The 12,472-nt window shown below is 70.4% G+C and carries 11 protein-coding genes and 1 pseudogene; 11 read left to right on the forward strand and 1 reads right to left on the reverse strand.

The annotated features are described in order from the left end of the window. The 11 genes and pseudogenes from CY652_RS24555 to CY652_RS19505 form a co-directional block, all read left to right on the forward strand. Window positions 1-241 (forward strand): annotated as a pseudogene (locus CY652_RS24555) (methyl-accepting chemotaxis protein); the annotation flags it as partial. 152 nt (window positions 242-393) lie between these two features. After that, window positions 394-1,335, forward strand: coding sequence for a CheR family methyltransferase (locus tag CY652_RS19460; RefSeq protein WP_102132359.1), 942 nt, complete (start codon window positions 394-396; stop codon window positions 1,333-1,335). Further along, the gene (gene cheD, locus CY652_RS19465) at window positions 1,332-2,039 is read left to right on the forward strand and encodes a chemoreceptor glutamine deamidase CheD (RefSeq protein ID WP_102132360.1); all 708 of its coding nucleotides are present in this window, start codon (window positions 1,332-1,334) and stop codon (window positions 2,037-2,039) included. Before CY652_RS19460 ends, cheD begins: the two co-directional genes overlap by 4 nt. Window positions 2,040-2,044: 5 nt before the next feature. After that, the gene (locus CY652_RS19470) at window positions 2,045-3,124 is read left to right on the forward strand and encodes a protein-glutamate methylesterase/protein-glutamine glutaminase (protein WP_102132449.1); all 1,080 of its coding nucleotides are present in this window, start codon (window positions 2,045-2,047) and stop codon (window positions 3,122-3,124) included. Window positions 3,125-3,197: 73 nt separating this feature from the next. Beyond that, a complete protein-coding gene (gene cheY / locus CY652_RS19475) occupies window positions 3,198-3,593 on the forward strand; it encodes a chemotaxis response regulator CheY (protein ID WP_102132361.1) in 396 nt (131 codons plus the stop codon). A gap of 30 nt (window positions 3,594-3,623) precedes the next feature. Continuing rightward, complete coding sequence (cheZ, locus tag CY652_RS19480) at window positions 3,624-4,316, forward strand: protein phosphatase CheZ (RefSeq protein WP_180970683.1); 693 nt, start codon at window positions 3,624-3,626, stop codon at window positions 4,314-4,316. 401 nt (window positions 4,317-4,717) lie between these two features. Next, window positions 4,718-5,938 (forward strand): flagellar biosynthesis protein FlhB, encoded by a 1,221-nt coding sequence (gene flhB, locus CY652_RS19485; RefSeq protein ID WP_102132363.1) that lies wholly within the window; start codon window positions 4,718-4,720, stop codon window positions 5,936-5,938. Continuing rightward, entirely contained in the window at window positions 5,935-8,040 is a 2,106-nt protein-coding gene (gene flhA / locus CY652_RS19490; protein ID WP_102132364.1) for a flagellar biosynthesis protein FlhA, read from the forward strand. Before flhB ends, flhA begins: the two co-directional genes overlap by 4 nt. A gap of 253 nt (window positions 8,041-8,293) precedes the next feature. Beyond that, entirely contained in the window at window positions 8,294-10,183 is a 1,890-nt protein-coding gene (flhF, locus tag CY652_RS19495; RefSeq protein ID WP_102132365.1) for a flagellar biosynthesis protein FlhF, read from the forward strand. Beyond that, complete coding sequence (locus tag CY652_RS19500) at window positions 10,176-11,063, forward strand: MinD/ParA family ATP-binding protein (protein WP_102132366.1); 888 nt, start codon at window positions 10,176-10,178, stop codon at window positions 11,061-11,063. The genes flhF and CY652_RS19500 overlap by 8 nt, the downstream gene beginning before the upstream one ends. A gap of 45 nt (window positions 11,064-11,108) precedes the next feature. Continuing rightward, window positions 11,109-11,840 carry an RNA polymerase sigma factor FliA gene (locus CY652_RS19505; RefSeq protein WP_102132450.1) on the forward strand — a complete coding sequence of 244 codons (732 nt, stop codon included), beginning with the start codon at window positions 11,109-11,111 and terminating at the stop codon, window positions 11,838-11,840. 157 nt (window positions 11,841-11,997) lie between these two features. On the opposite strand, the gene CY652_RS19510 is transcribed toward CY652_RS19505, so the two are convergent. Next, the gene (locus CY652_RS19510) at window positions 11,998-12,441 is read right to left on the reverse strand and encodes a flagella synthesis protein FlgN (RefSeq protein ID WP_102132367.1); all 444 of its coding nucleotides are present in this window, start codon (window positions 12,439-12,441) and stop codon (window positions 11,998-12,000) included. Window positions 12,442-12,472: the final 31 nt, after the last annotated feature.

Raw genomic sequence — 12,472 nt, forward strand, 5'->3', positions numbered from 1 at the left:
GGGCGACGCGGCTGGCGTGGGCAAGACCGGCCCGGCCGGCGCGAGCCATGCGGCCGCGCCGAAGCGTCCGGCCGCGGCGGCCGCCAGGCCGAAGGCGCCGTCGCACGGCGAGGCGGCCGCCGCCGCCCAGTCCGCGCCGCTCAAGCCCGCGCGGGCGGCGTCCGCGCCGCGCGCCGAGCCGGCACTGGCCAGCATGTCGTCGTCGTCCGCCTCGGACGATGCCGACTGGGAAACGTTCTAGCGGAATCGAAGGATCAACATGCCGTACACGAGCGCCGCCGGGCGGGACGATCAGCGTAGCGAGGCCGCACGGGCGGCCCGCGGCGCCGGCCTGCGCGCGCGCGGCGCCGGCGCGCCGGAACGCGCGACCCTGCCGTCCGGACGGGAGGCGTGATGGCCGCCGCGCGCATGCCCCTGCCCGAGGCGTTCGAGCCGGCCCGCGCCGGCGAGACCGCCCGCGACTTCGAGTTCACGTCGGCCGACTTCGAGCGCATCCGCGCGCTGATCTATCGCCGCGCGGGCATCTCGCTGTCGGACCACAAGCGCGACATGGCCTACAGCCGGCTCGCGCGGCGTCTGCGCGCGCTCGGCCTCGACAGCTTCCGCGCCTATCTCGACCAGCTCGAGTCGGGCCACGACGCGAGCGAATGGGAGGCGTTCACCAACGCGCTGACGACGAACCTGACGGCGTTCTTCCGCGAGGCCCATCATTTCCCGATCCTCGCGGAGTTCGTGCCGCGCCGGCCCCAGCCGGTTTCGGTCTGGTGCTCGGCGGCCTCGACCGGCGAGGAGCCGTACTCGATCGCGATGACGCTCGTCGAGGCGCTCGGCGAGCGCGCGGCGCGCCAGGCGAGCGTGCTCGCGACCGATCTCGACACCCAGGTGCTGGCGAAGGGCGAGGCGGGCGTCTATGCGTTCGAGCAGGTGAAGCACCTGTCGCCCGAGCGGCTCAAGCGCTTCTTCCTGAAGGGCACGGGGCGGCACGAGGGGCTCGTCAGGGTGCGCCCGGAACTGCGCGCGATGATCCGCTTCGCGCAATTGAACCTCACCGACGCCGACTACGGCCTGCGCACGCCCTTCGACGCCATTTTCTGCCGCAACGTGATGATCTACTTCGACAAGCCGACCCAGGCGCAGGTGCTCGCGCGCTTCGAGCCGCTTGTGAAGCCGGGCGGCCTGCTTTTCGCGGGGCATTCGGAGAACTTCACCTACGTGACCCAGGCGTTCCGGTTGCGCGGACAGACCGTCTACGAACTGACCCGCGACGGTCGCGCGGGCGCCGCATCCGCCCGTGCGCGCGAGGACGCGCTCGACACCAGCGGAGCCGGCGCATGAGCACGACCCTGCCGATCGCGGCCAATCACTACTTCGACACGCACTTCGGCCGTCCCGGCGTGAAGCTGCTGCCCAACGAGTTCTACACGACGCGCGAGGACATGGTGCTCGTGACGGTGCTCGGCTCGTGCGTGGCGGCCTGCATCCAGGACCGCACGGCGGGCATCGGCGGGATGAACCATTTCATGCTGCCCGACGACGGCGCGGAGGCCGGCGCGGCGGCCTCCGATTCGATGCGCTACGGCGCCTACGCGATGGAAGTGCTCATCAACGAGCTCATCAAGGCGGGCGGCCGGCGCGAGCGTTTCGAGGCCAAGGTGTTCGGCGGCGCGGCGGTGCTGGCCGGCATGACGACGATGAACATCGGCGATCGCAATTCGGCCTTCGTGCGGCGCTACCTCGCGCTCGAGAACATCCGCATCGTCGCGGAAGACCTGCAGGGCTCGCACCCGCGCAAGGTCGCGTTCCTGCCGCGCACGGGCCAGGTGATGGTGAAGAAGCTGCGCGTGCAGCAGGATACGAGCGTGACCGAGCGCGAACGCGAACTCGTTGCCCAGACCCCCGAAGCTCGTGCCGAGCGGCTCGCGAAGGCGCGCGCGCGCGTCGAGCTGTTCGGCCTGCGCCCGGCGACCGGCGCGGCGACGGCGGCGCGCGACGCGCGGCTCTCGGGCGAGGACAACGCCAGGACAGTGGAGGAGGCGTGAGCGCAGTGCAAAAGATCAAGGTTTTGTGTGTCGACGACTCGGCGCTGATTCGCAGCCTGATGACGGAAATCATCAACGGGCAGCCCGACATGGCGGTCGTGGCCACCGCGCCCGATCCGCTCGTCGCGCGCGAACTCATCAAGCAGCACAACCCGGACGTGCTGACGCTCGACGTGGAAATGCCGCGCATGGACGGGCTCGATTTTCTCGAGAAGCTGATGCGGCTGCGGCCGATGCCCGTCGTGATGGTGTCGTCGCTGACCGAGCGCGGCTCCGAAATCACGCTGCGCGCGCTCGAGCTGGGCGCCGTCGACTTCGTGACCAAGCCGCGCGTCGGCATTCGCGACGGCATGCTCGAGTACGCGGAGAAGCTGGCCGACAAGGTGCGCACGGCGGCGCGCGCGCGCGTGCGCCAGGCGAGCGCGCATCCGCCGGCCGTGCGTGCGCCGGCGGCCGGCGCGTCGCCGCTCTTCAACAACCCGCTCGTCAGCACCGAGAAGCTGCTCATCGTCGGCGCGTCGACGGGCGGGACCGAGGCGATCCGCGAGGTGCTCGTGCCGCTGCCGCCCGATGCGCCCGCCGTGCTCATCGCCCAGCACATGCCGCCCGGCTTCACGAAGTCGTTCGCGCAGCGCCTCGACGGCCTGTGCCGGATCAGCGTGAAGGAGGCCGAGCACGGCGAGCGCGTGCTGCCGGGCCACGCCTACATCGCGCCGGGCCACGCGCACCTGCTGCTCGCGAGAAGCGGCGCGAACTACGTCGCGCATCTGTCCGAGGAGCCGCCCGTGAACCGGCACCGGCCCTCGGTGGACGTGCTGTTCCGCTCGGCCGCGCAGCATGCCGGCAAGAACGCGATCGGCGTTATCCTGACCGGCATGGGCCGCGACGGCGCCGCCGGCCTGCTCGACATGCGCCAGGCCGGCGCGTATACGCTCGCCCAGGACGAGGCGAGCTGCATCGTGTTCGGCATGCCGCGCGAGGCGATCGCGCTCGGCGCGGCCGACGAGGTCGTGCCGCTCGCCGAGATGAGCCACCGCGTGATGACGCGTCTCGCCTCGATGGGCGAGCGCGTGCAGCGCGTCTGACGTACCCCGCCGCGGGAGCCGCCGAAGGCGACGCTTCCGTGCCACTGAATTTGCCTGGAGGATTGAAACCGAGATGGACAAGGGAATGAAAATTCTGGTCGTGGACGACTTTCCGACGATGCGCCGGATCGTCCGCAACCTGCTCAAGGAATTGGGCTACACGAACGTCGACGAGGCCGAGGACGGCGCGGCGGGCCTCTCGCGCCTGCGCGGAGGCGGCTACGACTTCGTGATTTCGGACTGGAACATGCCGAACCTCGACGGCCTGTCGATGCTCAAGGAGATCCGCGGCGACGCGAGCCTCTCGCATCTGCCGGTGCTCATGGTCACGGCGGAGTCGAAGAAGGAGAACATCATCGCGGCGGCCCAGGCCGGCGCGAGCGGCTATGTCGTGAAGCCGTTCACGGCGGCGACCCTCGACGAGAAGCTCAACAAGATTCTCGAAAAGATGGCGAAAACCGGGAGCTGACACGTGGACGAGCCAACCAGTGCGCAGGACGTGGCGCCGTATGACGGTGCGCACGAGTCGGGCGAGCTCGCGACGGATACGGACCGGATTCTCGCGCGTATCGGCCAGTTGACCCGCACGCTGCGCGATTCGATGCGCGAGCTCGGGCTCGACAAGCATGTGGAACGCGCGGCCGAGGCCGTGCCCGACGCGCGCGACCGCTTGCGGTACGTGGCGAACATGACCGAGCAGGCGGCCGAGCGCGTGCTGGGCGCCATCGACGTGGCCAAGCCGATGCAGGAGCAGCTCGAACGCGACGCGGCCGCGCTGCGCGAGCGCTGGGCGACCTGGTATCAGGCGCCGATGGGCCGCGACAACGTGCGCTCGCTCATGGACGACACGCGCTCGTTCCTTTCCGGCGTGACCGACGCGACGACGGCGACGAACCAGCAACTGCTCGAGATCATGCTGGCCCAGGACTTCCAGGACCTGACGGGCCAGGTGATCAAGAAGATCATGGACGTGGTCTACCTGATCGAGCAGCAGTTGCTCGGCGTGCTCGTCGAGAACATCGCGCCGGAACGCCGGGAGCAGTTCGCCGCGACGGCGGCCGCGCTGGCCGCCGACGCGGCGGACCATCCCGACAGCCTCATGAACGGCCCGCAGATCAACCCGGAGGGCAAGGCCGACGTGATGCAGGACCAGTCGCAGGTGGACGACCTGCTGGCGAGCCTGGGGTTCTAGGCGGGCGGACGCCGGGTCGCCGCCTGGCGGCGGCCCGCTGTCCGGGCATCCGGGCATCCGGGCATCCGGGCATCCGGGCATCCGGGCATCCGGGCATCCGGGCATCCGGGCATCCGGGCGGCCGCGAACGGTCGTGCGTTCGCGGCCGCCCGGTCCGCCGCCGCGCCGGCTACGCCGGCGATTCGTGCCATTGCGCCGCCGCGTCCCCCCGCGCGCGGCCGGCCTCGTCGAGGCCGCTTCCCTTGCGGCCGGCTTTGTCCGGCCCGCCTCCCCGTTTCCGTTCCCTATCCGGCGAACTACCCCGATTTCTCCGTCTTTATCCGCCGATCACGGGTGGCGGCGCGCGGCCATAATCGCTACGACTGAAAAAGGGCGGCACCCCGCCGTCGACCGGAGAGCCTGTGGCAGAGGATAGCGACCTCGAAAAAACCGAAGACGCCACTCCCAAGCGCCTCGAAAAGGCGCGAGAGGAGGGGCAGGTCGCGCGTTCGCGGGAGCTTTCGACGTTTGCGCTGCTTTCGGCCGGCTTTTTCGGCTCGTGGATGCTGTCCGGATCGATCGGCCTGCACATGCAGGACATGCTGCGCGGCGCGCTCACGTTCAACCACGCGGGCGCGTTCGATACGGGCCAGATGCTGCGCGGCGCCGGCACCGCGATCCGCGAGGGCGTGCTCGTCATCACGCCGGTGGTCGCGCTGACCGGGCTCGCGGCGCTCCTTTCGCCGCTCGCGCTCGGCGGCTGGCTCATCTCGACCCAGGCGCTCGTCCCGAACTTCAGCCGCCTCGACCCGATCGAGGGCCTCGGGCGCATGTTCTCGATCAACGGCCCGATCCAGCTCGGCATGTCGTTCGCCAAGACGCTCGTCGTGGGCGTGGTCGGAGGCCTCGCGGTCTGGTATCACCGCAACGAGATTCTCGGGCTCGCGGAGCAGCCCACGCCGAACGCGTTCGCCGACAGCATGCGCCTCGTCGCGGTGTGCTGCGGCGTGACGGTTGCCGGCATGTTCCTCGTGGCCGCGCTCGACGTGCCTTACCAGATCTGGCAATTCCACCGCAAGCTGCGCATGACGAAGGAAGAGGTCAAGCGCGAGCGCCGCGACAACGAGGGCGACCCGCATATCAAGGCCCGCATCCGCTCCCAGCAGCGCGCGATGGCGCGCCGCCGGATGATGGCGCAGGTGCCGAAAGCGGACGTCGTCGTGACCAACCCGACCCACTACGCCGTCGCGCTCAAGTACGCGGACGGCCAGATGCGCGCGCCGAAGGTCGTCGCCAAGGGCGTGAACCTCGTGGCCGCCCGCATCCGCGCGATCGCGGCCGAGCACAACGTGCCGACGCTCGAAGCGCCGCCGCTCGCCCGCGCGCTCTATTTCAACGTCGACCTGAACCGCGAGATTCCGGGCACGCTCTACAGCGCGGTGGCCGAGGTGCTCGCGTGGGTCTATCAGCTCAAGCGCTTCCGCCGGGAGGGCGGCGCGGTGCCGATGGCGCCCGTCGACCTCGAGGTGCCGCCCGATCTCGACCAGGGCGCGGTTTCGGAGACCGAGGCGCAGGAGGAGGCCGACGAGGCGCTGGCAGAGGGCGCGCAGACGGCCGCGCGTGACGAAGGGATATCGGCATGAACGTGCGCAGCAGTTTCTTTTCGCGCGGCACGAGCGCGCTCCAGGGCGCGAACCTGGGCGCGCTCGCCGGGCCGATCCTGATCTGCATGATCCTCGGCATGATGGTGCTGCCGCTGCCGCCGGTCCTGCTGGACATGCTGTTCACGTTCAACATCGCGCTCTCGGTGATGGTGCTGCTCGTCAGCATGTACACCACGAAGCCGCTCGACTTCGCGGCGTTTCCGAGCGTGCTGCTCTTCTCCACGCTGCTGCGGCTCTCGCTGAACGTCGCCTCGACCCGCGTCGTGCTGCTCGAGGGCCACACGGGGCCCGCCGCGGCCGGCAAGGTGATCGAGTCGTTCGGCCACTTCCTCGTCGGCGGCAACTTCGCCGTCGGCATCGTGGTGTTCGTGATCCTCATGGTGATCAACTTCATGGTGATCACCAAGGGCGCCGGGCGGATCGCCGAGGTGGCCGCGCGCTTCACGCTCGACGCGATGCCCGGCAAGCAGATGGCCATCGACGCCGACCTGAACGCGGGCCTCATCAACGAGGAGCAGGCGAGAAAGCGCCGCGCCGACATCGCCCAGGAGGCCGAGTTCTACGGCTCGATGGACGGCGCGAGCAAGTTCGTGCGCGGCGACGCGATCGCGGGCCTGCTCATCATGGTCATTAACATCATCGGCGGGCTCATCGTCGGCGTGGTCCAGCACGGCATGGACTTCGCCTCGGCCGGCCGGAACTACACGCTGCTCACGATCGGCGACGGCCTCGTCGCGCAGATCCCGTCGCTCGTCATCTCGACGGCGGCCGGCGTAATCGTCTCGCGCGTCGCGACCAACGAGGACATCGGCACGCAACTGACGAACCAGCTCTTCACGAATCCGCGCGTCCTGCTCATCACGGGCTCCATCATCGTGCTGCTCGGGCTGATTCCGGGCATGCCCCACTTCGCGTTCCTGCTGCTCGGCGGCGGCGCGATCCAGCTCGGCCGGGTCCTGAAGAAGAACGCCGCCGCGCGCGCGAAGGCGCCGGTCTCGCTCTCCGAGGCCACGACGGCCGCGGCCGCGCCGACCGAGAACGTCGAGGCGAGCTGGGAAGACGTCACGCTGATCGACACGCTCGGCCTCGAGGTGGGCTACCGGCTGATCCCCCTCGTCGACAAGAACTCGGACGGCGAGCTGCTCCGGCGCATCAAGAGCATCCGCAAGAAGTTCGCCCAGGAAATCGGTTTCCTGCCGCCCGTCATCCACATTCGCGACAACCTGGAGTTGCGGCCCAACACCTACCGGATCGCGCTGAAGGGCGTCGAGGTCGGCACGGGCGAGGCGTTCCCGGGCCAGTGGCTCGCCATCAATCCCGGCCAGGTCTCGGCCGTGCTGCCGGGCACGCCGACCGTAGACCCGGCCTTCGGCCTGCCCGCCATCTGGATCGACACCAACCTGCGCGAGCAGGCCCAGGTCTACGGCTACACCGTGGTCGACGCCGGCACGGTCGTCGCGACGCACCTGAACCACCTCGTCGTCACGCACGCCTCGGAGCTGCTCGGCCGGCGCGAGGTGCAGTCGCTGCTCGACCGGGTCCAGAAGGACACGCCGGCCCTCGTGGACGACCTCGTGCCCAAGCTGCTGCCCATCACGACGGTCCAGAAGGTCCTGCAGAACCTGCTGGAGGAGGGCGTGCCGATCCGCGACATGCGCACGATCATGGAAGCGCTCGGCGAGCACGCGTCGAAGATCACCGATGCTCACGACCTGACGGCGGCGGTGCGCCTCTCGCTCGGCCGCGCGATCACCCAGCAGTGGTTCCCCGGCATCGGCGACATGCAGGTGATGGGGCTCGACGCGGGCCTCGAGCGCGTGCTCTCGCAGGCGCTCGGCACCAATTCGGCCGGCGGGCTCGAGCCGGGCCTCGCGCAGACGCTCCTCACGCAGACCGAGAAGGCGATCACGCGCCAGCAGAACCTCGGCCTCGCCCCGGTGCTGCTGGTCCAGCACTCGCTGCGGGCGATGATTTCGCGCTTCCTGCGCCGCAGCCTGCCGCAGCTCAAGGTGCTCTCGTACGCCGAAGTGCCCGACACCCGCAACGTCAAGGTCGTCAACGTGATCGGCGGGGCGGGCTGACCGGGCGATGCGCCGGGCCCCGTGCCGGGACGACGGGGCGGGCCGTTCCCGCCGAACACCCGAATTACCCGCATTTCTCCGCGTTGATCCCTCGATGGTGACGCGGCGTCTTTCGAAATAATCCCATCATCGACCAGGGCCGCGCAGCGCGCCGGCACGCCAAAGCGGTGACTCCGGCCGCCGCGGCCTGCCGCGGGGCTGCCCGGCAAGCGGTGCGCCCTGCCCGTGCCGCCAACCTCATCGGGGGTTTAGCTTGAACATTCGCAAATTCATCGGCGCCACCAGTCGCGACGTGCTGCGCCTCGTGCGCGAAGCGCTGGGCGCCGACGCCGTGGTGTTGTCCAACCGTACGCTCGACGACGGCAGCGTGGAAATCGTCGCGCTGGCCGATAGCGAACTGGCCGGCATCGCCCCGGCGGGCGACGCGCTCCACCATGCGCCGTCGGGCGGCGTGGGCGCGGCGGGCGGCAGCCAGTCGGTGCGCGCCCCGCGCGCGGCCGCGCCCGGCGGCGCCAATCCCTATGCGAGCGGCGGGATGCCCGACGTGTTCTCGTCGGTGTTCGGCGCGAGCCCGGAAGTGGGCGCCGAGCGCGCGCTGGCTTCGGTCGGCGACGACGCGGCCGAGGAAGACGACGAGCCGGCCGCGCATCTGACGGGCTGGGCCTCGGCCGCTGATTCGTCCGGCCAGCCGGCGGCGGAAGCCGCGGCGGCGTCGCCGGCCGCCGACGGCTGGCCCGCGGCGAAGGCCGCCGCGCCGGCGGGTGCGGAAGGCAACGCCGCGCGCCACGGCCAGCCGGCCGGCGCGGCCGCGAGCCCGGCCGCCGTCATGCCGCAACTGCAACTGCCGCAATCTCCTTCCCAGCCGCGCACGATGGCCGAATCGAACCCCTGGCTCATCGACCACGCGCGCCGCATCGCCAGCAACGAAGCCGGCCAGGGGCAAAACGCGCGGCGCGGCATGACGCCGGCCGCCGCGATGGCCAAGGGTCTGGGCATGCCCGCCGCCGATTCGGCGGCCCAGGACGAGGCGACGCCCGAGTGGGCGCGCGAGGCCGCCCAGCTTGCCGCGCGCCGCGCGGCCCAGCGCTTCGGCATTGCCGAGGAAGCGCCGGCCGCGGGCGCGGGCCTGAACGAGGAGGCGATTCGCGCGCGCCTCGAGCAGGTCGTCAACGAAACGGTGATGAACGAGCTCGCGTCGATGCGCGGGATGATGGAAGAGCAGTTCGCGGGCCTCATGTGGGGCGACCGCCAGCGCCGCAGCCCGGTGCAGGGCACGCTCACGCGGCGGCTCTTCGCGGCCGGCTTCTCTGCGCAGCTCGTCAAGATGATGGTCGACCGGCTGCCCGTGGTCGAGGACGTCGAGGCCGGCATGGAGTGGGTGCAGTCGGTGCTCGAATCGAACCTGCCCGTGCTCGAGAACGAGGACGCGCTGATGGAGCGCGGCGGCGTGTTCGCGCTGATGGGGCCGACCGGCGTCGGCAAGACCACGACCACGGCCAAGCTCGCGGCGCGCTGCGTGATGCGCTTCGGCGCGAGCCGCGTCGCGCTGCTCACGACCGACAGCTACCGGATCGGCGGCCACGAGCAACTGCGTATTTTCGGCCGGATCCTCGGCGTGTCGGTGCACGCGGTGCGCGACGGCTCGGACCTCCAGCTCGCGCTCACGGAACTGAAGAACAAGCACATCGTGCTGATCGACACGATCGGCATGAGCCAGCGCGACCGCGCCGTGGCCGACCAGATCGCGATGCTGTGCAGCGCGGGCCGGCCGGTGCAGCGCCTCCTGCTGCTCGCGGCGACGAGCCACGGCGACACGCTCAACGAGGTCGTGCAGGCCTACCAGAGCGGGCCGGGCGAGGCGCCGCTCGCGGGCTGCGTGCTGACCAAGCTCGACGAGGCGACCAATCTCGGCGGCGCGCTCGACACGGTGCTGCGCTACAAGCTGCCTGTGCACTACGTGTCGACCGGCCAGAAAGTGCCCGAGAACCTGTACGTGGCGACGCGGCGGTTCCTGATCCGCAGCGCGTTCTGCATTCCGCGCGAGCACTCGCCGTTCGTGCCGCACGAGGACGACATTCCCGCATTGCTTTCCGCGCTATCGGCGCGACCGGGCGCGCAGGCTCCCGAGGTTCAGTTTGGATAAATTCGTCACCGACCAGGCAGAGGGGCTGCGGCGCCTGCTTGGCCGCGGCGGTCCGCACGTGATCGCCGTCGCGGGCGGCTCCGACGGTCTCGGCCGGACGACGACGGTGATCAACCTGGCCGCCGCGCTGACGGGCCAGGGCAAGAACGTGGTCGTGGTCGACGAGTGGTGCGGCGTGCTGTCGGTGAGTGAGGTGATGGGCGGCTCGGACAGCCTCGCCTCGGTGGCGCGGGGCGAACTGCCGGTCGCCGAGGCCGTGGCGCGCCACGCGCCCGGTTTCGGCGTGCTGGCCGCGCCGCTCGCGGGCCAGCGCTGGCTCGCGGGCGCGCCGCTTACCCGGCTGCTGTCGGGCCATGCGGACATCGTGCTGGTCGACGCGCAGCTCGACGTCGACGGGGCGCTCTCGCCGCTGGCGACGCAGGCGCACGACCTGATGGTCGTCATGCGCGTCGAGCCCCAGGCGATCACCGACGCCTACGCGTGCGTGAAACGCCTGCACTTCGCGCACGCCGTCGGCCAGTTGCGCGTGCTGATCAACTGCGTGGAGAGCCAGGCGGAGGCGAAGACGGTGTTCGACAACCTGGCCGGCGTGGCGAGCCGCTACCTGAACGTCGCGCTCGAGCATGCGGGCTGCATTACCGCCGATCCGTACATGCCGCGCGCGCAGGGCCTCGCGCGCTGCATCGTCGACGCTTTTCCGTCCACGGCCGCGGCGCGCGACTACCGGCAGCTCGCCGCCGCATTGCAGTACTGGCCGATCCGGCCGGCGCTCTCGGCGCGCGGCGGACCCGGCGGCGCGCCGGAGCCGGCGTCCGGCTACGCCGGCCGGCAGCAGCAGGGCGACGTGCCGGTGCAGCGGACTTCCGCCCAGCACGCGTAGCGGGACGGGAAACACGGGAAGGGATACGGGATGCAGGAGAGCATGATGTACAACGCTCAGGGGAAGATTTCCCAGGCCGACGTGCTGGCCAAATACGCGCCGCTCGTGCGGCGTCTCGGACTGCAGCTCGTTGCGAAGATGCCCGCGAGCGTGGATCTCGACGACCTGATCCAGGCCGGCATGATCGGCCTGCTCGACGCCGCGAACCGCTACAAGGAAGACCAGGGCGCGCAGTTCGAAACCTACGCGAGCCAGCGCATCCGCGGCGCGATGCTCGACGAGCTGCGCAGCAACGACTGGCTGCCGCGCAGCCTGCGGCGCACCTCGCGCGAGGTGGAGATGGCGGTGCACCAGGTCGAGCAGCGCCTCGGCCGCTCCGCGAGCGAGGCGGAGGTCGCCGAGCACCTGAGCATGCCGCTCGACGAGTACCAGTCGATGCTGCAGGACCTGCACGGCAGCCAGCTCATCTATTACGAGGACTTCGACCGCTCGGCCGAGGACGAGCCGTTTCTCGACCGCTACTGTGTCGACCACTCGGACCCGCTCTCGGCGCTGCTCGACGGCAGCCTGCGCGGCGCGCTCGTCGAGGCGATCGAGCGCCTGCCCGAGCGCGAGAAGCTCCTGATGTCGCTCTACTACGAACGCGGGATGAACCTGCGCGAGATCGGCGCCGTGCTCGAGGTGAGCGAGTCGCGCGTTTGCCAGCTCCATAGCCAGGCGGTGGCGCGTCTGCGCACGCGCCTGCGCGAGATGGCCTGGGCCGGCGCGGAAAGCTGATCAATTCGGGGGAGGCCGGCCGGGGGTTCCGGCTCGCGTTTTCGCGAATGTCATCGAGCCGCCCCGCATAGCGACGGCGCGCGCGACACCCGATACCGGGTTAAGGGAACGGGCGCGTTCCCCCGGTTTCTTCTTTTTCTCTTTCTTCCAGCCTGGGTTAGAGCCCGAACGCGGGCAGCCGGCCGTCCGGCCCGTAGAACATCGGGTTGCCGCCCTGGTTGCCGCGCAGGATCGCGAGCGCGCGCCGGTTGTGCTCCATGCGCGTGCGGATCATCAGGCCGACGGTGAAATTGGCGCGGCGCGCGCGCTCGGTCGAGCGGCGCAGCAGCGCCCACTGGTCCGCCACGCGGGCGTCGGCGCTGCAGGCCATCTCGATGCCCTTGCGGCCGCCGGGCAGGCCCAGCACGGCAAGCTGCGCGTCGCGCGCCTTTTCGAGACCGACGAGGCGCTGCGTCAGCTCCGCCTTCTGCTCGACGATCGACGGCAGCGTGCCGGCCATGTCGCTCGAAGTGAGCGCCTTCTGCTCGTAGGCGAGCAGCGAGGCATAGGCCTCGACGGCGGCGTGTTCGTCGATCAGCGTGGCGAGCAGAGTGTTTTTCATCAAAAGCCTGAATTCCGGTCCGGAAAGAAGG

Origin of the sequence: Burkholderia sp. WAC0059 (genome assembly GCF_002870125.1) — a bacterium.
Lineage (GTDB): Bacteria > Pseudomonadota > Gammaproteobacteria > Burkholderiales > Burkholderiaceae > Paraburkholderia.